Below are 21,741 nucleotides of genomic sequence, written 5' to 3' on the forward strand. Positions count from 1 at the left end.
ACATCGATGAGCAAGATAAAAAAGAACGCCGATAAGGAATTTAAATTATCGTCATGGGCCGTCGATAATCCTTCGGTTATCTATGTGATGATCGGTATTTTCCTATGGCTTGGTTTTTCGGCCTATATGGCCATGCCTAGGGAAGATTTCCCCGAAATCGTGGAGACAAAAATTTACATTAGCACCCCCTACCCCGGAAATACAGCCGAGGATATTGAACGTTTAATCACGGATCCACTGGAAGACCGACTCAAAAATGTGAGTAATGTGGTGGAGATTGTTTCCACTTCTCAAGAAGATTATGCCATTATTACGGTTGAGTTTGATGAGGAAATTACGGTTGAGCAGGCGAAACAGAAGGTCAAAGATGAAGTAGATACGGAGAAAGCCAGTGAAGACTGGCCTACGTTTAATGGCGCCAAGGTAGAACCGAATGTGTTTGACCTTAACTTTTCCGAGGAAGTTCCGATTATGAATATCAACTTTACGGGAGATTATCCGGTTCAGAAGCTGAAGGAATTCGCTGAGCATCTACAAGATGAAATAGAAGACCTTCCTGAAATCAAACAGGCGGATATTAGAGGTGCCCAAGAAAAAGAGGTAGAGGTTGCCGTGGACATTTATAAAATGATGGCGGCCAAGGTCAACTTTCAAAATGTGCTGGATGCCATTGGCAATGGAAACATGACCATGTCCGCAGGCAACTTAAAAGCTAGTGGACAAAGACGTACCATTAGAATTTTAGGCGAAATTGAACAACCTAAAGAACTTCAAAATTTTGTGGTCAAGTCCGAAAACGGAGCTGTTTATTTAAAGGATATTGCCACCGTAACTTTTGACGAAGAGGACAAAACCACCTTTGCCCGTGAGTTTGGGGAAAATGTAGTGATGTTAGATGTTAAGAAAAGAGCCGGTAGAAACGCTATTTCAGCAGCAGACCAGATAAAGGCCATCGTAAAGCAGGAACTGGCAGATTATTATCCGCCCGATTTACATATTTCCATCGCCAACGATTCATCCACAAGAACATTGAACCAAGTTGATGATTTGGTGAACAATATCATCTTCGGTATCATCTTAGTGGTAACGGTGCTGATGTTCTTTTTAGGATTTAGAAATGCACTTTTTGTTGGTTTTGCCATCCCCATGTCCATGTTCATGTCTTTTGTAATCCTAAATATGTTAGGTTATACGCTTAACACCATGATTCTTTTTGGAATGATCATGGGGCTGGGTATGTTGGTGGATAATGGTATTGTGGTTGTAGAGAATGTTTACCGTTTGATGGACGAGGGAATGTCAAGAACCGAAGCCGCAAAAAAAGGGATTGGTGAAATTGCCTTCCCTATTATCATATCTACCGCTACTACGGTTGCTGCTTTCGTTCCTTTAGGTTTATGGCCGGGTATTTTTGGGCAGTTTATGATTTACTTTCCCATTACGTTATCGGTGGTGTTGGGCTCTTCGCTTTTCGTGGCAATTTTCATGAACTCCATGTTGGTATCTCAATTTATGAGTACCGAGGAAAAGGAACTTACCAAAAAACAATTGATCAGGGTAACCCTAATTTTAGGAGGATTTGGTCTACTCATACTTCTTGTTGGAGGTGCCTTAAGAGGTTTGGGAACCGTTCTTATCATTACGGCCCTAATGTTCTGGGTGTATAAATATGCCATAAAGGGAGCCGCCGTGAGGTTCCAGAAAAACACCATGTCCCGTTTTGAGAACTGGTATGAAAAGCGCTTAAAACATGCGTTAAGAGGCCGAAATGTTTATTGGTATTTTGGACTTACCTTTTTAATGCTTATTGGGGTATTCATGTTGTTCGGAGCTTCATTGGGAAGCGGCAGAACCAAAGTGGAATTCTTCCCAGACAACAAACCCAATGAAATCTATGTGTACATAGAATATCCCCAAGGCACGGCCATTGAAAAGACCAATGAAATCACTAAGGATATTGAAGACCGGGCCTATGAAGTAATGGATTCACCTGAATACAAACAAAATGGCGAAAACTTTATGGTAGCTTCTGCGGTTTCCGTGGTGGGTGAAGGTGCCGGAAACCCGCTAACAGACGGTGGCTCTTCAGCTGAGATGCCCCATAAGGGTAAGGTAACGGTCAATTTTAGTGAGTTTAAGTTCAGAAATGGAATCAATACGGAAGACATTCGTGCCAGGGTGCAATCTGCTTTGGAAGGTATTTATCCTGGGGTGGCCATCTCCGTTGAGAAAGATGCCAATGGTCCCCCAGCAGGGTATCCCATCAACATCGAGTTAGAAGGTAAAGATTACGATGAACTCATCAATACGGCAGAAGACATTAGAAACTTTATCAATACCAAGAATATTGCCGGAATTGAAGAGTTGAAAATTGATGTGAACAAGGGCAAGCCTTCTATGCAGGTGATGGTAGACCGGGAAAAAGCTGGTGAGCTAGGTGTTGCCGTTGGACAAGTGGGAAATCAATTAAGAAGATCCATTTTTGGTGAAAAAGCGGGTGTCTACAAAGAGGATGGTGAGGATTATGACATTAATGTCCGCTTTAATGAAGACTTAAGGTACAACAAGAGTGCTCTTTTTAATCAGAATATCATTTTTAGGGATATTGCCACTGGTCAGGTGAAAGAAATTCCAATTTCAGCGGTAGCTACCGAAAAGAACACTTCTGCCTATAGTGCCATTAAGCACCGAGACGGGGAACGCGTAGTAACCGTTTACTCAGGGTTAAAACCAGGATTTACCGATGCTGGTGCTATTGTTGCCGAAATCCAAAAGGAAATGGAAGATTTTAAAGGTGTCCCAGAGAGTATTAAAATTGATTATACCGGTCAGCTGGAAGAGCAGAACAAACAGCAGATGTTCCTTATAGGAGCCTTTTTCTCTGGCCTGGGATTGATTATGCTAATTCTTATCTTCCAATTTGGCGGAATTTCCAAGCCTTTGATTATCATGATCGCCATTTTCCTAAGTTTCATTGGGGTATTTGGCGGACTGATGCTCACAGGTTGGTCTTTTGTAATCATGATGACCATGATGGGTATCATCTCTTTGGCCGGTATTGTAGTGAACAATGGAGTGGTATTATTGGATTACACCCAGATATTGGTAGACAGGAAAAAAGTAAAGTTAGGAATGGACGATAGCGACCTGTTATCCTTGGAAGAAGCTACTGCCGCTATAGTTCAAGGTGGTAAAGCAAGGTTGCGACCCGTGATTCTTACGGCAATTACAACAGTTTTAGGTTTAATTCCGTTGGCGATAGGTCTTAATATTGATTTCTTTTCGCTCTTCTCGGAGTTCAACCCTAAAATTTATATCGGCGGGGATAACGTTATATTTTGGGGGCCTTTGGCTTGGACCGTAATCTTCGGGTTATTGGTGGCCACGTTCCTTACCTTGATTATTGTACCGGTATTGTTCAATATTGTGTACAGAATTAAGGTTTGGCTTAGAAGCAAGACCTCAAAAGAGCCTACGAAAGAAGAAATAACTGAAGAAGCACTCGCGTAAACTTAACCGATAATGATTACAAAGCCCCCTACTAAAGGGGGCTTATATTTTTTATTTATCGGCCTCAATATTGATGGCCTTCATACTACGTTTTATCTTAGGTTCTTTGGGATAATAGAGTCGGTCAAAAATAGAGGCAGCTACGAGTCCGGCCATAAAAGCACAGAGAATTGATACTATCCAATCATCAAAATTGAATTCTTGCATATTTCTAAATCGAAGAAACATAACTCCTAGAGTTACCGTTCCTACCCAAAACCAATAAACTTCCTTTTTTCTATTGGATAGATAGTAATTTCTGAAAGGCAGCTTGTGAAAGAAAATCCATAAGGCAATTGCTCCGACCAAACTAAAAGCATATTGAAGAATATGATAAAGAGGCACATCTTTAAAGGGCATTTCCAAAAATGGAATCCATTCTACAAAAACTCCGTGATGGTGCGTAAATGCATCCCAGAAGAGGTGTCCGAAATTTCCAAGGATAATCGACCCAATTACTTTTAAGTAGTTTTTCTTGAAATAACCGTTCCAATCAAACAATAGAAATGGACGTAAGCGCTTTTCGAAATAAAGGGGCAAATTTAGAATCAGGCTCTTTCTTACCAAATTATGGTATAGAAATAGCAATAAAATGGAAAGGGGCAAATTAAGCCAAAGCATGGGCCATAAACTGTGACCGTAAATGACATGGGCTTTCATCAACAAAATAAATTCAAAATCTGGAATCATACTGCCCATGATAAGTCCGGATGCCGAAAAATATCTGTTCTTCAGTAATGGAATAATCAACGCGGGATGTGAACCGGTAAAAGGCATAACAAACTTCCTATTAAATTTTCCTGGGTGGAATGTACTTTAATAGACAACGTTATATGTAGCCCAAATGTTATGTTAGAATTAAAAATTTGTAGCTAGGCAATTAGATATTATTTACTTCTAACGATTTGATAGTAAAAGAAAAAGCCCGATGAAAACATCGGGCGTAATACTAAAAAAAATTACTTCTTACTTATTCTCGTTGGCCGGAACGGGAATGGCAGAAGGAACATTATCCGTTGAACGATCATTTGGTAAATCTGAAAGTCTACCAAATCGTCTCATATCAATCCATCGATGGCCTTCTCCAAAAAGAGAATAACGTCTATTATACAAAATCTCGTCTTCAAGTGCCGCTGGAGTGGTCGCACCTGTGTAAGCAGGCAAACCTGCAGCTGTTCGTAAAACATCCAAGGCCGCAACAGCTTCTCCAGGATTGGTTTGCATATTCGCCTCCGCATATAATAATATCAGTTCTTCATTTCTCAATACTGGTATGTTATCAACGTTACTTCCATAAAGTGCCACGTCATGGGTGCCTAAAAGTCCGGTAGCCTCTCGAGGTTCATCTCGCTCTACCACCTTTTCCAGGCGAGTATCGCCATCTTGCACATCAGTTACAAAACTTGAATGTGCTACCCTAACATTTGCAGTTTGATTTAAAGCAATGAATAAGGGATTGGCAATATCTTGCCCACTTAAAGAAAAGGTGTGGTATATTCCACCATCTAAATCTCCGGCCAAATCAAAAAAAGATGCATCGAGTGCAGCTAAGGTCGTCGTATAATCTCCTTGATAAGCGGAAACTCTTGCCATCAAAGCTCTATTGAATTGCAAAAAAGTCTGAGGAGTATCAAAACCAGAATAACCAGAGGAAAGACCAAAAGCAAATGAATCTCCTGCACTACCCAATTCACCTGCAGCCGAATCTAGAAGTTCGGCAATGGATGACAATGCAGCGCTCCTATCCAAAAAGGCTCCGAGATTCTCGGAATCGGAAACATCGACGCGAATTCCATTATCATGCTGATTATCACTCAACATTAAGAGTTCATACGCTTTTAAGGTATTTAACACGCCTCTTGCCCCCGCAATTTCGGCTGCAGAAAAATCGGCTGTGGTATTGTCCAATCCTTCCAATATCAAGTTGATATTCTTTACCGTTGCATATCTGGCACCCCAAGGTGTTGTTACGTAAAAAGTATTGTTGTCAAGGTTACCTACGACCACATCACCTTCATACCTTGGATCTGATGACGTAAAGTAATAGTATTCCCTACCAAAAATGCTTTTGACATCATTATGGGTTGATAGGCCTACCCGCATATCAGATAGTACCCCAGAAACCGCCTGAGTAAGTTCTCCCCGAGAAATATCATCGGAAATAGAAGAGGTACTTGCGCCATTTAAACTCTCGCCTCCATCCAATTCACAGGAAACAAGAACAAATGATATCACAACCATTAAAATTCTTATTGCTTTTATAATTTTCATTTTGCAAATTTTTTATGTTAGAACTGCACTGAAATATGCATCATATATCTTTTTGAAGAAGGAAAAGGTGTAACCTCAACCCCGGTAGACAAGCCGTTACCACCAAAGTTAGAAACCTCTGGATCATAGCTATTGTAATCAAAAATATTAATGATATTATTACCCGAAAAACCAACCTTTACATCTGATATCACATCACCAAACCAATCTGTCAAGTGCTTTGAAGGCACTTTGTAATACAATCCTATTTCCCTTAACCTAAGGTAAGAGGCATCTTCTACAAATGGAGTAGCATTACCAGCAAAAATTCCATTATTCACACGGTAAACACCATTGGGAATAGTACCTCCCGGGTCTAAACTGATTTCGTCATAATCGGCACTTGTTCCTCCAAAATCCGAAAGTAATTTGGTCAGATTTACGTTGTCGCCACCTTTTTTCCAATGCCATAAAAAAGAAAGTGAAAAATGCTTATAATTAATATTGTTAAAAAGGGAAGTTTGAAAATCAGGTTCGGCATCACCTAATTGAACCAAGTCACCATCAACATTGGTTCCCACAATTTGGGTAACACTTTTACCCTCCTCAATTCTAAAGGTTCCTAAACCTGTTCCAAATCCTCCGGTATTGTATGCAGGTATATCCATACGAACCATTTCAGAGGTGTTTTTCCACCAGTTCAAGGTCGCATCCCAGCTAAAGTCTTCTTTATTTACTATGGACGCGTTCAAGGCTATCTCTACACCAGTATTTTCCAATTCACCTGCATTCTCCCACTTAGTGGAGAAACCGGTAGAAGGTTCAGAGTTGGCAAGTAGAAGTAAGTCATCAACCCTTTTTTGGTACCAAGTAAATTCTAGCCCTAACCGTTCATCCAAAATCCCCATATCAAAACCGATTTCCAGTTCCTTCTGTCTTTCAGGGGATATTTCCGGATTACCTTGGGTTAAAGGAACTACAATACCTACATTGCCATCTACCAGAGTACTTTGATAAACCGTGTATAAAGAGCCAAAAGCGGCAAAAGTACCAGCTTCACCGTAAGCAGCCCTAAGCTTTAAACGATTCATAAAACTATTATCTCCCCAAAAACCGAAATTGTTCAAGTTGGCAGCGAGTGAAGCCTTGGGATAATAGAAAAATTTATTGATGTCACCATTGTTGGTTGATTTATCACCTCTAAGACCAATAGTACCAATTAGTTTGTCTTGGTAGTTTACGGTCTCCTGCACAAAGAAGCCCATGTCCTCTTGTTCCAACCTGTTTTGATTTACATTTTGATTTGCTCCTTGATCCACATTGGTCTCGGATGCAATTAGGTCAGATGCTACTACACTTACGGTGTTTCTACTAAAATGTTCATTTGTGGCACCTACTTGGGTATTGAATGACAAGTCATTGTCCGTAAAATAATTATGAACCAAGAAAGCAGAATAGTTGGCATTCTTATTATTAGTGTTCGTAATTGCCGACACACCGTTTACACCACCTTGGTCAGGTCTTTGAAACTGAAGTTCTTTGGGAAAAATGACTTTGGCTTCCATATTATAGGAGTCCACACCTGCTCTAGTAACCAGTTTTAAATTGGAATTTTCCTTCGTATAAAGGTTTACGTCCAAAGACCCTCCTAAAATAAAACGATTGACCCTTTCACTATTGGTCATTAAATCCCTAGTTTGCAAGGGGTTTGATGAGTTGTTAGGATGATCAGGGTAATTGCCGTTTGCATCGGGCAAAAGATAATCCCAAGGTCTTGTGCTTGTTAAAGCCACACCAATGGTAGTACCACTATTATCATTGTTAAAGAACCCTCTATCGGCTACAGAACTTATATAATTGGAGTTGAGGGACAGTTTAATGTTATTATTAAAATTGTGCTCAACATTCAACCTAAACGAAGTCTTTTTATATCCGGTGTTCTTAACTATTCCATCTTCATCATTATTGGTAATACCTGCAAAAAATGTCGTTTTATCATTACCTCCCGAAGCACTTAAATTAGTGTTACTTATTAATCCTTCCTCTCCAAATATCTCTTCTTCATAATCCCGTAATCTCCCAGAAGAAAGGGCAGCAGCATATAATGCCCCTTCACCAAATTCACTTTCCGCCAAAGATTCAGACCAATTTCGTTGTCCTTGCAACCTAATTACCTGATTGAAACCAAAACCTTGTGTTAAATTTACTTTGGTTTTACCGGCCTGTCCCTTCTTAGTAGTGATGATAACAACTCCTGCCGCACCACGCGAACCATATATTGCGGCGGCCGAAGCTCCTTTTAGTATTTCAATATTGGCGATGTCATCCGGGTTAATATCCGCAATACGGTTAGTAGCATTATCTTGAGAGGATGGATTCCCCCCTCCTGAGGCTTGCGAAACTGCATTCAAACCTCCTGATGAAATACTACTGTTATCCACATACACCCCATCTACAATGTAAAGAGGCTGTGAGTTTCCATTAATGGAGGTGACCCCTCTAAATTTTATGGACATACCGCCACCGGGCGCGCCCGAATTGGCATTAACCACAGCTCCAGTAAATTTCCCTGCCAGGGCACCATCCAAAGTCTTTGGAGGAGTCACCCCTGCAAGTTCAGCAGCAGACACAGTGGCAACCGCATTGGCCAAGTTTCTCCTTTTAACGGAAGAGGCAAGACCAGAGACCACCACTTCGTCCAAGCCCATAACTGACTCTTCCAAAATTACGTCTAAGGTGGAAGCATTACTTACTTGTACTTCCTTGGTGGAATAACCTAAAGAAGAAAATACCAAGGTGCACGGAAAATCGTCAATGGAAATCTCATAAATTCCATCAAAATCCGATGTAGTACCATTCGTAGTCCCTTTAACCACAATATTGGCCCCTGGAACGGGAAGACCATTATTGTCCGTTATGGTACCCTGTACCATTCCTTGCGAAATGGCCACAACCGGAATTAAGAAAAACACCAAAATTAGTGCTCCTCTGAAGATTGTTCTTTTCATTTTCATAAGATGTTGAATTAGCTATTTGTAAGACAAGTTACACAAGAATTGACGCAAAATTGAAATTTTTGTTAAATAATAATTGTTTTTACAGCAAATAATTAGATAAACTGATAATTATGAATGAATTTAAATAGTTAGATGAAACCATCATATCTTCTTACATTTGTTCTTTTAACTTATAGACCTAATGTACAGAAGCCATACCTGCGGAGAACTTCGCGAATCGCATATTAATTCAAAAGTTACCCTTTCTGGATGGGTACAAAAAACTCGTGACAAAGGATTTGTAGTCTGGGTAGATTTGAGAGACCGTTATGGTATTACCCAGTTGGTTTTTGACGAGGACCGTACCGCTTCCCATTTATTGGAAAAGGCCAGACACTTAGGTCGTGAATTTGTAGTTCAGGTTCAAGGGGAAGTGATTGAACGCGCTTCAAAAAATCCTAATATCCCAACGGGAAACATTGAAGTTTTGGTGGAGGAACTTACTGTACTCAACACTTCTAAAACCCCTCCATTTACTATTGAAAATGAAACTGACGGCGGTGAAGATCTACGCATGAAATATCGCTACTTGGATATTAGACGCAATCCCGTTAAAAACAATCTTATTTTCCGTAGTCAAGTGACTATGGAGGTCCGCAAATATCTAGCGGAAAAGGGTTTTATAGAAGTTGAAACCCCTTACCTTATAAAATCTACCCCGGAAGGCGCAAGAGACTTTGTGGTTCCTAGCCGCATGAACGAAGGTCAGTTCTACGCACTCCCGCAATCGCCGCAAACCTTTAAACAATTATTAATGGTGGCGGGCATGGACAAGTATTTTCAAATCGTAAAATGCTTTAGAGATGAAGATTTAAGGGCAGACAGGCAACCTGAATTTACTCAAATCGATTGTGAAATGGCCTTTGTAGAACAGGAAGACATTCTTAATGCATTTGAAGGTCTTACAAGGCACCTATTAAAAGAAATCAATGGGGTTGAAATCTCCGCATTTCCAAGGATTACCTATGACGATGCCATGCGGATTTATGGTAATGACAAACCGGACATTCGTTTTGGGATGGAATTTGCAGAACTCAATGAAATAGCCCAACACAAGGATTTTGGAGTTTTTAATTCATCGGAACTGGTTGTAGGGATTGCCGTTCCCGGAGCCGCAAGTTATACAAGAAAAGAATTGGACGCCTTGGTCAATTGGGTAAAAAGACCGCAAGTGGGTGCCAAAGGAATGGTATATGTTAAGTGTAATGAAGATGGAAGTTACAAATCTACTGTAGATAAATTTTACGACCAGGAGGACCTTAAAAAGTGGGCCGAAGCAACGGAAGCACAACCCGGTGACCTCATTTGCGTGCTATCTGGCGATAAAAATAAGACCCGTACCCAATTAAGCGCCCTTAGAATGGAAATGGCAGAGCGGTTAGGGTTAAGAAAGCCAGATGAATTTGCACCTCTTTGGGTAGTAGACTTTCCTCTTTTGGAATTGGATGAGGAAACAGGAAACTATCACGCCATGCACCACCCTTTTACTTCTCCGAAACCTGGTCAATTAGAAATGCTTGACACAAACCCGGGAGCCGTAAAAGCGAATGCTTATGACCTTGTCTTAAACGGAAATGAAATTGGTGGAGGGTCGATTCGTATACATGACAAGAACGTTCAAGAAACCATGTTCAAGCATTTAGGGTTTACCCCGGAGGAAGCGAAAGCCCAGTTTGGCTTTCTAATGGATGCTTTCCAATATGGTGCCCCACCACATGGAGGAATCGCATTTGGTCTGGACAGATTGGTTTCTATTTTAGGAGGGCAAGAGACAATAAGGGATTTTATTGCATTCCCAAAGAATAACAGTGGTCGTGATGTGATGATAGATGCTCCCGCACCTATTGACCAAGAACAGTTGAACGAGCTTCATTTAAAACTTAATGTTTAGGTAAAAAGATTCTCAGCAGGGAATTTTCATACCTTTAATTAAGGTAAGAATTATGGAATGCCCAGCCGAATAAAACAATTAGCTTCCAAGTTTCTTAAATGGAGATATAAACATATCTCCAATAAGACATTTACGCACATCATGAGTGTGCTGGTAGGTCTTTTGGCCGGCCTGGCTTCCGTTACCCTAAAGAACATTGTATATTTTATTGAAGCTTCCTTGGAAAAGGGGGTTCTTATTTCCAACAATGGAATTTACTTCATATTACCAATCATTGGTTTAACCTTGGTCTTTCTATATGTGAAATTTATCCATAAAGAAAAGCTGGGGCATGCCGTTAGCTCTATCCTTTTTTCCCTTTCCAAAAAAAAGGGGGTAATTGAACCTAAACACATATATACTCAATTAATCGCCGCACCACTAACCATTGGATTTGGAGGTTCTACCGGTCTGTTGGGGCCTGCGGTTGCATCTGGGGCAGCTATTAGCTCCAATTTGGGAAAGTTCTTCCATATTAATTCAAAGACTAGATCACTTTTGATTGCTTGTGCATCTGCGGGGGCCATCGCTTCTATTTTTCAATCCCCCATTGCAGCAATTGTTTTTGCCATTGAAGTCTTTAGCTTGGATTTTACCATGCTCTCGGCATTACCGCTACTTTTGGCTTCTATTTCAGGAGTTCTTACCTCGTACTTCTTTTTAGGCAATGAGGTGCTTTTCAAATTTACCATTACACAAAATTTTGAAGTAAAGGATACACTCTTTTATATCATTTTAGGTGTGGGCACAGCTTTCGCATCCATTTATTTCACCCGAATGTATTTTGGTATTTTAAAACTTTTTGAGCCCCTAAAAAGTCCAAAATACAAACTATTGGTGGGCGGACTTGCCATTGGAATTATGTTGTATTTTATCCCCCCTTTGTACGGAGAAGGATTTGGTTTTATAAATAACCTTTTGGACGGGAATCACACCGAGGCCCTAGGTAAAACCCCTTTTGACTCGTATATTTCCAATATTTGGGTAGTGATAGCACTATTGTTTGGCATTACCATTTTTAAGGCTGTTGCCATGACCACCACCTTGGCCGCCGGTGGTGCCGGAGGAATTTTTATCCCCACCATGGTAATGGGAAGTGCACTGGGTAACGTAATGGCCAAAGTCATAAATAATAGCGGATTGGGATTTGCGGTATCGGAAAGTAATTTTACGTTAATTGGCATGGCAGGTTTAATAGCAGGTGTTTTACATGCCCCTTTGACCGCTATTTTTCTCATTGCCGAAATTACCGGTGGCTATGAACTATTTGTTCCGCTCATGATAACTGCATCCATTTCATATCTCATTACAAGAAATGCTATTGATTACACCATTTACACTAGGGAACTTGCAAAAAGCGGAGCCCTTCTAACACATAATAAGGATCAGTCCGTATTGACCTTAATGCAATTGGAAGACGTATTGGAAACAAACTTTAAAATTGTATATCCTGAAATGACTTTGGGAGAAATGCTTCATGAATCGGTAGCAAAATCAGCCAGAAACATTTTTCCTGTCGTCAACAAAGATCACGCCCTTGTGGGCATTGTTCTGTTGGACGATATACGCGAATTCATGTTTGACACGGGGCTTTACAACAGTACCAAAGTTGAAACCTTTATGCATAATGCTCCAGAACATATTTTTTACGAAAAAGATAGCATGAAGAATGTAATGCAAAAATTCCAAAATAGCGGCGCATGGAATTTACCGGTCATCAAAAATGGCAAATACGCAGGTTTTGTATCCAAATCAAAGCTTTTGACCGCCTATAGAAGAGAGCTGATCAATTTTACACGATAATACGCAATAAACTTTTATGAAATACCTCATCCTTTTTGTACTCTTTGCCTCTTTTTCATCTATTCTTTATGGGTTTTATATCCAAGAAGAGGAAGTTCTTTTAGGCAGTAAATGTATTGGATTTGGAACCGTAGGTATTTTTCTAGTAGCAATGCCACTCTTTTTAATCAAATACAGTAGAGGCAAAAAAATGAAGGATTATATGTTATCCGAAGAAAATATTAGAAAAATGCGAGAAGAAAGAAGTGAAAACCCTGAAAATCAATAAAATTCATTCATATTTCTCTTTGAAATTAAATACAGTCTGTCCAAAAAATTCATACTTTTAGACTAACAAACAATTTATCAACTAATTATTATTGGCATGACTGGTACAGTAAAATTTTTTAATGAATCCAAAGGATACGGCTTCATTACCAACGATGACACGGGCAAAGACATTTTTGTACACGCTACAGCTTTAAAAGGTACAGCGCTTAACGAAGGGGACAAAGTAGAATATGTTGAAGAAGAAGGCAGAAAGGGAATGGTAGCCGCTCAAATACAGGTGGTAGGATAATCATCAACTTAACGTGCTTACAAAATGACCCCTTGCAAAATGCAGGGGTTTTTTATTTCGATTAATTAAAGTTGCGCTTAGCGATAAAAAATCTTTTAATGATTTCGCTACAATCATCTTTTAAAACACCATTAACAATCTTTGTTTTTGGGTGTAAACGGGTTCCCATGGCCTTAAATCCCCTTTGCGGGTCTGAAGCTCCATATACCACCTTACTGATTTGACTCCAAAATAGTGCCCCTCCACACATTTGGCATGGTTCCAGAGTAACATACAACGTACAATCATGTAAATACTTACCGTCTAAAAAATTGGCTGCCGCTGTTATGGCCTGCATTTCTGCATGCGCAGTTACGTCATGTAATTTTTCCGTAAGATTATGCGCTCTGGCGATAATCCTATTTTGCACCACAATTACAGCCCCTACAGGTACCTCGCCCATATCGTAGGCAATTTCGGCCTCTTGAAGGGCCTTTTTCATAAAATAAGTATCATCAAAAGGTTGAAGCATGGTCTAAATGTACAATTTTTGACATTTGTTTAAGGAAACCGAAAACTGTTTTAATGTACATTTACGCCCGTAAATGGGCCAATTAAGTAAAATTCTATACCCTAAAGACCTTCGCGAACTTTCAATAGGAGATTTGCCTCCTCTTGCAAAAGAGCTTCGTGAGTTTATAATTGATATAGTTTCTACAAAAGAGGGTCATTTAGGCGCCAGCCTAGGTGTGGTAGAATTGACCATAGCCCTACACTATGTTTTTAATACGCCTAATGATAAAATTATTTGGGACGTTGGGCACCAAGCCTACGGACATAAAATACTGACCGGTAGAAAAGATAGGTTTTACACCAATAGACAATTAGGGGGAATAAGTGGCTTTCCTAAAATAGAAGAGAGTGAATATGATGTATTTGGTACGGGGCACAGCTCAACATCTATTTCAGCAATTTTAGGAATGGCTTTGGCCTCGAGCCTTAAGGGTGAAATGAACCAACACCATATTGCAGTTATTGGTGATGCATCCATTGCCAGTGGAATGGCATTTGAAGGGTTAAACCACGCCGGTGTAACCAACGCCAATGTGCTGATTATCTTGAACGACAATGCTATTGGTATAGATCCTAGCGTTGGGGCTCTCAAAAAATACCTAACCAATGTAAAAAAGGGAACGGCCAAAGAAGAAAACATTTTTGAATGTCTAAATTTTGATTACTCCGGTCCCATAGACGGTCACAATTTAAAAGCGCTTGTTGAAGAATTGCAGCGTCTTAAAGATATTAAAGGGCCAAAATTACTCCATGTTATTACCACTAAGGGAAAGGGGTTACAAAAAGCGGAAGAAGACCAAGTAACTTATCATGCCCCTGGAAAATTCGATAAAATAACAGGGGAACGTCAAAAAGGAAAGAACACCAATATTCCTCCAAAATACCAGGATGTTTTTGGTCATTCCATTGTTGAATTGGCCCAAACCAACGAGAATATTATTGGCATAACCCCTGCAATGCCTACAGGAAGCTCCCTTAAAATAATGATGGAGCAAATTCCTGAAAGGGCCATAGACGTAGGCATTGCAGAACAGCATGCGGTTACTTTGGCCGCAGGTATGGCTGCGGAAGGTCTACAAGTTTTTTGTAACGTATATTCCACTTTTTTACAACGCGCCTATGATCAGATAATCCATGACGTAGCAATTCAAAAACTACCGGTTATTTTTTGTTTGGATAGGGCCGGATTGGTTGGGGAAGACGGACCAACGCATCATGGACTTTTTGATATTGCCTATTTGCGCTGTGTGCCCAACCTTATTATTTTTGCGCCCATGAACGAGATGGAGCTGCGAAACATCATGTATACTGCGCAATTAGGTCTTGACCGCCCTATTGCCATACGCTATCCCAGAGGAAGAGGTGTTACCGTAAACTGGAAAACCCCGTTCCAAAAAATAACAATCGGTGCAGCCAACAGAATAAAAAAAGGTACGAAACTTGCTGTCCTTTCCATAGGTCATATAGGAAATGCAGCTGTCGATGCTATAGAACAGTGTACAGATCCTAAAAAGGTATCCCATTATAACATGCGTTTTGTAAAACCTTTGGACATAAAAACGCTCGATTACATATTTTCCTCCTTTGAGACCATTATTACCATTGAGGACGGTTGCAAACTTGGAGGTTTTGGATCAGCAATATTGGAGTATGCCAATGAAGTAGGTTTTTCAAACAAAATACACATTATGGGAGTTGAGGATGAGTTTATGGGCCACGGCACCATTGAAGAACTCCATCAACTTTCAAAGATTGACACCAACACTATAACAATCCAACTAAATAATCTCCTCCATGCGCCACAACCACCATCTTAGTTATTTATTTAGCATTTTTCTTTTTTGTCTGGGAATCTTTCATCTTTCAGCACAGGAAAACGATTCCATCCCCAACAACCAACATTCTCAAAAGACGGATTCCATTGCTATTTTAATCCCAGAGATAGCACTGGACAGTATTGTTATTGATACCACCATTGTAGATACCGTTGTAATCAGGAAAACGCAAGAAAAAATCAAAAATATACCAAGGAGTGTCGATTTAATGAATCCCGTTATTTCCTTTAAACGCACAAAGGCATTGGGAGATAAACCCAACAACTTTAAGGTTCCCTCCTTTTGGACCAATGTGAACCAACTTGGCATTAATTTTAGCGAGGTGGCCTTTGTAAACTGGAATGCCGGTGGTAACAACTCCATTTCGGCCTTGGGAAAAGCCAAGTTTGAGAGAAATTATAAGTTTCGGTATATTCAATGGGACAACTATATGGAAATGAGTTATGGACTCAATATTCAGGAGAACCAAAAAATAAGAAAGACCGATGATTCCTTTAGGGTAAGTTCCACTTTTGGTTTTCAAAGAGATACCATCAGCAACTGGTATTACTCCGTAAAGGCCAATTTTAACACCCAGTTCTCCAACGGTTATAAATACCCTAACAGAGACAATCCCATCTCACGATTTATGGCTCCGGGTTATTCATTTCTTGGTGCAGGTACTTCCTACATCACCAAAGACCAACGATTCAACCTCTACATTTCGCCATTTACACAAAAAGTTACGTTTGTGTTGGATGAGGAATTGGCCAATAAGGGAGCGTTTGGGGTACAAAAAGCGGTTACGGATGCCGAAGGGAATATTATAGAAGAGGGCAAAAGGACCCAAATAGAATTCGGTTTTTTAGTCACCAATCAATGGCAGACCGTTCTCATGAAAAACACCAATCTCAAAAACCGATTGTCCTTATACACAGACTATCTCCGGAATTTTGGAAATATTGATGTAGACTGGGAAATGACCATAGATTTAAGGGTGAATAAGTATATTTTGACCTCTATCGGAACACATATCATTTATGACGACGACATTCTTTTTGATGAACAAACCAATGACGAGGGTATAGTTACCAATCCCGGAAGGCCAAAAATTCAGTTTAAACAACTGCTAGGCGTTGGGGTAAGTTATGCCTTTTAGAGCTGCTTACCCATAATTTTATTGTGAATGTGAACAGCAGACCGATCAGATAAACTTGCCACGTAGCAGCAAGTATTTAACAATATTTCATAGACGGAGGTTACTCTATTTTGATAGCATTCCGGAAGCGTGGTAATCAGGAGTTCATCATAATTTCCGGCTTTCCCCTCCCTTTGTCGTAGTAACGCCTGGGTATAAACCTCAAGAATATCCGAAATAATTTTATAACCGGCTATTTCCTTTTCAATGACTTCTTGGGAACGATAAATTTTTTCAACGCTTAGGGAAATAATATCCGATACTTGAGCTTCATACTTACTTTTGTCCAAGAGCGAGACCGAAAATTCACCATTCAAGATAGCTTCCTCATTATCTATAAAAACATCTACCGCATCGGAAATTAAGGTACTGATGGCAAGTGCCCGTAAATAGCTTAATCTATCTTCCTTGAAGGCCAAAGAATTATACTTTTTGGTATTAATATTATCCTTAACCAATTTTATTAGGTATTCCAGAGCGTAGTCCTCTGAAATCAATCCCAAATTAATACCATCCTCAAAGTCGATAATAGTATAGCAAATGTCATCTGCCGCTTCAACCAAATACGTGAGTGGATGGCGAGAATAGGAGACGGATTCCCCTTTTCTCGTTTGCAACAAACCCAACTCCTCCGCTACTTGACAAAAGGTGTCCTTATCGGATTGAAAAAAACCAAACTTCTTATCGGAAATATGTTGGCTTGGCCTCTTGGGCAAGGACTCCTTGGGATACTTCATAAACGCCCCCAATGTGCTATAACTAAGCCTTAAACCACCTTCAACTCCTTTTTTGGATTGGGTAAGAAGCCTAAATCCATTCGCATTGCCTTCAAAATCAATTAAATCCTGATACTCTTTTTTAGATAATAACGATTGATATTTTACTCCCTTTCCAGTCTTAAAAAATTCACCAATGGCCTTCTCCCCACTATGCCCAAAAGGAGGGTTTCCAATATCATGTGAAAGAGCTGCAGCGGCAACAATGGCACCAAAATCATTAAATCGGTAACCATGCACTTGGGCCAAGTGGGGATGCTTTTTCAAAATTTTCTTTCCGGCGATTCTTCCTAAACTACGCCCTACCACAGAAACCTCCAAGCTATGCGTAAGCCGTGTATGTACAAAATCTGTATTGGAAAGAGGGATGACCTGTGTTTTATCCTGTAGACTTCTGAAGGCACTGGAAAATATAATTCGGTCATAATCCACCTCGAAACCTAACCGCGTATCGTCTTGTTCCTTTCGCAACCTTTTCAAGGTATCGCCCTGTCTTTTTAAAGACAAAAGTTTTTCCCATTCCATATCTGCTAATTATGCTTGCAAGATACATCATTTGATGTGTACCAATTGCAGCCTCTAGAACTGTAAAATTTAACGTTAATTCTACTTTGTTTTAAAATACTGGTAACCTAAACTTTACATTGTATTTTTTTCTTTGCCAAAAGAAAAAAATGAAAAAATTACTTCTTCTTTTTTGTCTCCTTATAGGCACAGGTGTCTACGCACAATCCGAAGGGATAATCAAAGGAAATATCACGGATATGGAAATGGGCGGCGAACCTCTAATGTTTGCCTTGGTTGAAATTGACGGAACCAATTGGTCCACGGAGACCAATTTCAACGGAAACTTTGAATTGGAGCATATAACCCCGGGCAACTATACCTTAGAAATAAGCTCCTTGGGTTATTCAACCATATCCTTACCTATTGAAGTGGTTGATAGTGAAACTATTTATATTCAAGAAGGTCTGCATGCTAAACAAATAAGTTTAGAAGATGTGCAAACACTTACGAGTACCAAGAAAACTGCCTTTGCAGGCAAATAATTAAAATGGCAAGCATAAAAAAAGCAACGCTTTTGCGTTGCTTTTTTTATATGCTATCAACTAGTAGCCAACTAATCTTTGGACACCAATGAAGATTTGTTTCCCTTATCCGTAACACTGGCTATTGCATTGTTATCAAACTGCACCTCCTTTACAACACCGTTACTGATGAACCTCCATTTTCCAGTTCTAATTCCACGGTTATATCTTCCCTCTGAAATTAAATCCCCTTCTTCATTGTACTTTAACCAATCTCCATGCAACTTTCCATCTAAATCAAAAGTTCCCTGTTGACTTATTTCTCCGTTATCATGAAAATAAGTAGCTTCTATAAGATTAGTTTCCGTATTTAATTTTACCTCTTTCTCTTTTTGTGCATAGCCAACACTTAACGTTAAGGCCATTGCGATTAAAACGATTGTATTCTTCATATCTCTTTATTTTTTTTATTACTAAAATTTGGATGTCTTACCCTACAACTTTCAATGTAAATAGTATTTAAACCTGAAAGCATTCACGTTCTAAGCAGAACATAAATCAAAGTTACGATAATTTTACATTAAAAACACTATTGCTTAACATTAAATTTACATTGAAAACGCAAACAATATTCTTTTATTGCCACCCTATTACAAAAAGTTCCTCTAATATGACCTTAAAATAAATTGAAATGCGCTTGCAAAGGCTTTATTTACAGCACAAATAAAAAATGTAGTCTAATTCGAAATTATTTTTAAAGCAAATTTTCATTTATCCTTCTACCTAGCATGAGTTAATTTCTGTTTATCCAATGATTTCTAATTTGGGTAGCATATAAACACTTCATAACTTTATATTAACCTAATTACTAAATTATAATGGCATTTTTGTGCTTATTTTAAAATTAATGGGCGAAAGTTTATATCTATTTATGATTGTGGCACTAGCAGTGCTTGCCATAACAGATTTGGTAGTTGGAGTTAGTAATGACGCGGTTAATTTTCTTAATTCTGCCATTGGCTCAAAAGCCATATCCTTTAGAACTATAATGATTGTTGCCAGTGTAGGTATTGCTTTTGGAGCAATGTCCTCAAGTGGTATGATGGAGGTGGCCCGAAAAGGCATTTTCAATCCAGAACAATTTGTATTTTCTGAAATCATGATTGTCTTTATGGCCGTTATGATTACGGACATTTTACTACTGGATTTTTTCAATACCCTGGGAATGCCTACCTCAACAACGGTTTCCATTGTATTTGAACTTTTAGGGGCGGCTGTGGCCATTTCAATCGTAAAAATTTTCAGTAATGATGATTCCCTTGGAGATCTAGGATCGTATATCAATACCGATAAGGCAACGGAAATCATCCTGGGCATTCTTCTTTCAGTGGTTATAGCCTTTACTATTGGAGCATTGGTCCAATTTGTTTCCCGACTTCTCATCTCATTTAAGTTTGATCAAAAACCCAAGTGGGTAAGTGCTATTTTTGGCGGATTTGCCGTCACCTCCATTATCTATTTTATCATAGTTAAGGGACTTAAAAGTGCAGCTATATTTGGTCCGGAAACCTTGGCTTTCATAGGAGAAAACCCAGAGATATTTCTTCTGATGAACTTTGTCTTTTGGACCCTCTTCTCCCTTTTGGTTACCACCATTTTTAAATGGAATGTTTATGTAGTGGTCATCGTACTGGGAACATTTGCGCTTGCCATGGCTTTTGCAGGTAACGACTTGGTGAATTTTATAGGAGTTCCTTTAGCGGCCCTTGCTTCTTATACTGCATGGAGCGAATCTGGGATTCCTGCTACGGAATTTACTATGGAAGGTTTGGCTTCTGCCGTGCAGACCCCTACATATTTACTGCTGTTTTCCGGGGTAATCATGGTTATAACCCTTTGGTTTTCTTCCAAAGCAAGAAATGTGGTCAAGACCAGTGTAGACCTTTCAAGACAGGACGAAGGTGATGAACGCTTTCAGCCTAATTTCCTATCGAGACAAATCGTAAAATATACCATCAAGGCATCGGAAAATGTTATGGGCGTTATTCCTGATGGGTGGGTAAAACAAATGGACAAGCAGTTTGAAAAACCGTATGTCTATATTCCAAAAAGTAGGATTCAAGACCTTCCCGCATTTGATTATGTAAGAGCCGCCGTTAATCTTATGGTGGCCAGTGTTCTGATTTCATTGGCAACTTCCATGAAATTACCACTATCCACTACCTATGTGACCTTTATGGTAGCCATGGGTTCTTCATTGGCAGACCGGGCGTGGGGTCCTGAAAGTGCTGTTTATCGTGTTGCAGGGGTACTTAATGTTATTGGGGGTTGGTTCTTTACTGCCATTAGCGCGTTTACGGCTGCGGCCATTATAGCGTATGTTATTCATTTAGGTGGTATTTGGGCTATTGGCATTTTGCTCATTTTAGCATTCTTGCTAATTGGCAAAAACTACCTCACCCACTCTAAAAAAATGAAAGAGACCAAACTCGAGGAAAAATTGGAAAAAGCAGAGAGCAACTCAATTATTGGGGTTATTGAAGAAAGCTCAGCCAACATAGCATTGGCAATTAATAGAGCGAATAAAATATATACCCAGAGTATTGACGGTTTGGCCAAGCATGATATTGATACCTTAAAAAAGAGTAAAAAAGGAATTGCCAAGCTGGACAAGGAAGTTGAGGGCCTAAGGGACAATATTTTCTATTTTATCAAAAATCTTGACGAATCCAGTGTAGGTACCAGTAATTTTTATATTACAATCCTAAGTTACCTACAGGACATGACCCAGTCTTTGGAGTACATCGCCAAAGCAGGATATAAACACGTCCACAATAATCATAAAAAGCTACGTTTTAATCAAATAAAGGACCTAAAAGAAACCGATGGGTATATTGAAGATCTTTTTGGTGAAATAATAACTATTTTTGAGAATAAGGACTTCTTAAAACTTACAGAACTCATTGTAAATAAACAGGAGCTTTTCCAAAAATTGGACCTGAAAATCCAAAAGCAGGTGGAACGCACCAGAGCAGATGAATCAAGCCCCAAAAACACTGCACTTTATTTTAGTCTCTTGCTTGAAACAAAAGATTTATTAGTAGCTACCATGAACCTGTTGGAGACTTATGATGCACACGCCAACGTAAAAGTCTAGTTGTATTGGTATAATCTTCAGAAAGTAAATAGACAGCTCACTTCATCGAAAAAATATCAGTAAAAGCTA

Annotated in this window: 15 protein-coding genes; 9 read left to right on the forward strand and 6 right to left on the reverse strand. The window is 39.5% G+C overall.

The annotated features are described in order from the left end of the window. The first annotated feature begins 6 nt into the window (after nt 1–6). On the forward strand, nt 7–3,510 hold the full coding sequence (locus IL355_RS01095; RefSeq protein ID WP_192460365.1) for an efflux RND transporter permease subunit: 3,504 nt from the start codon (nt 7–9) through the stop codon (nt 3,508–3,510). Between the two features lie 51 nt (nt 3,511–3,561). On the opposite strand, the gene IL355_RS01100 is transcribed toward IL355_RS01095, so the two are convergent. From IL355_RS01100 to IL355_RS01110, 3 genes are all read right to left on the reverse strand, one after another. Then, nucleotides 3,562–4,326 carry a DUF4184 family protein gene (locus IL355_RS01100; RefSeq protein ID WP_192460366.1) on the reverse strand — a complete coding sequence of 255 codons (765 nt, stop codon included), beginning with the start codon at nt 4,324–4,326 and terminating at the stop codon, nt 3,562–3,564. A gap of 189 nt (nt 4,327–4,515) precedes the next feature. Continuing rightward, nucleotides 4,516–5,820, reverse strand: a complete 1,305-nt coding sequence (locus IL355_RS01105; protein ID WP_192460367.1) for a RagB/SusD family nutrient uptake outer membrane protein — start codon at nt 5,818–5,820, stop codon at nt 4,516–4,518. Between the two features lie 17 nt (nt 5,821–5,837). Beyond that, nucleotides 5,838–8,807, reverse strand: a complete 2,970-nt coding sequence (locus IL355_RS01110) for a SusC/RagA family TonB-linked outer membrane protein (protein WP_225621079.1) — start codon at nt 8,805–8,807, stop codon at nt 5,838–5,840. A gap of 190 nt (nt 8,808–8,997) precedes the next feature. On the opposite strand from IL355_RS01110, the gene aspS reads away from it, so the two are divergent. From aspS to IL355_RS01130, 4 genes are all read left to right on the forward strand, one after another. Beyond that, nucleotides 8,998–10,746: an aspartate--tRNA ligase gene (aspS, locus tag IL355_RS01115; RefSeq protein WP_192460369.1), complete on the forward strand. Its 1,749-nt coding sequence runs from the start codon at nt 8,998–9,000 to the stop codon at nt 10,744–10,746. Between the two features lie 57 nt (nt 10,747–10,803). Beyond that, entirely contained in the window at nt 10,804–12,588 is a 1,785-nt protein-coding gene (locus IL355_RS01120) for a chloride channel protein (protein ID WP_192460370.1), read from the forward strand. A gap of 16 nt (nt 12,589–12,604) precedes the next feature. Next, entirely contained in the window at nt 12,605–12,856 is a 252-nt protein-coding gene (locus IL355_RS01125; RefSeq protein WP_192460371.1) for a hypothetical protein, read from the forward strand. 96 nt (nt 12,857–12,952) lie between these two features. Further along, nucleotides 12,953–13,147 carry a cold-shock protein gene (locus tag IL355_RS01130; protein ID WP_187456306.1) on the forward strand — a complete coding sequence of 65 codons (195 nt, stop codon included), beginning with the start codon at nt 12,953–12,955 and terminating at the stop codon, nt 13,145–13,147. A 61-nt stretch (nt 13,148–13,208) separates the two neighbouring features. On the opposite strand, the gene IL355_RS01135 is transcribed toward IL355_RS01130, so the two are convergent. Continuing rightward, nucleotides 13,209–13,658 (reverse strand): nucleoside deaminase, encoded by a 450-nt coding sequence (locus tag IL355_RS01135; RefSeq protein ID WP_192460372.1) that lies wholly within the window; start codon nt 13,656–13,658, stop codon nt 13,209–13,211. A gap of 73 nt (nt 13,659–13,731) precedes the next feature. Here IL355_RS01135 and IL355_RS01140 point away from each other — a divergent pair, with 73 nt between their 5' ends. Continuing rightward, the gene (locus IL355_RS01140; protein ID WP_192460373.1) at nt 13,732–15,516 is read left to right on the forward strand and encodes a 1-deoxy-D-xylulose-5-phosphate synthase; all 1,785 of its coding nucleotides are present in this window, start codon (nt 13,732–13,734) and stop codon (nt 15,514–15,516) included. Next, nucleotides 15,494–16,672: a DUF3078 domain-containing protein gene (locus IL355_RS01145; protein WP_192460374.1), complete on the forward strand. Its 1,179-nt coding sequence runs from the start codon at nt 15,494–15,496 to the stop codon at nt 16,670–16,672. Before IL355_RS01140 ends, IL355_RS01145 begins: the two co-directional genes overlap by 23 nt. Here IL355_RS01145 and dgt read toward each other — a convergent pair. Continuing rightward, nucleotides 16,669–18,012, reverse strand: coding sequence for a dGTP triphosphohydrolase (dgt, locus tag IL355_RS01150; RefSeq protein ID WP_192460375.1), 1,344 nt, complete (start codon nt 18,010–18,012; stop codon nt 16,669–16,671). The genes IL355_RS01145 and dgt overlap by 4 nt on opposite strands. A 149-nt stretch (nt 18,013–18,161) precedes the next feature. Between dgt and IL355_RS01155 the strand changes: the two genes are divergently transcribed. Then, nucleotides 18,162–18,536 (forward strand): carboxypeptidase-like regulatory domain-containing protein, encoded by a 375-nt coding sequence (locus tag IL355_RS01155; RefSeq protein ID WP_192460376.1) that lies wholly within the window; start codon nt 18,162–18,164, stop codon nt 18,534–18,536. Nucleotides 18,537–18,607: 71 nt separating this feature from the next. Here the strand turns inward: IL355_RS01155 and IL355_RS01160 are convergent, their stop codons facing one another. Continuing rightward, the gene (locus IL355_RS01160; protein ID WP_192460377.1) at nt 18,608–18,967 is read right to left on the reverse strand and encodes a toxin-antitoxin system YwqK family antitoxin; all 360 of its coding nucleotides are present in this window, start codon (nt 18,965–18,967) and stop codon (nt 18,608–18,610) included. A gap of 455 nt (nt 18,968–19,422) precedes the next feature. Between IL355_RS01160 and IL355_RS01165 the strand changes: the two genes are divergently transcribed. Beyond that, complete coding sequence (locus tag IL355_RS01165) at nt 19,423–21,672, forward strand: inorganic phosphate transporter (protein ID WP_192460378.1); 2,250 nt, start codon at nt 19,423–19,425, stop codon at nt 21,670–21,672. Nucleotides 21,673–21,741 lie beyond the last annotated feature (69 nt).

It is taken from the genome of Euzebyella saccharophila (genome assembly GCF_014855495.1).
GTDB classification, from domain to species: domain Bacteria; phylum Bacteroidota; class Bacteroidia; order Flavobacteriales; family Flavobacteriaceae; genus Euzebyella; species Euzebyella saccharophila.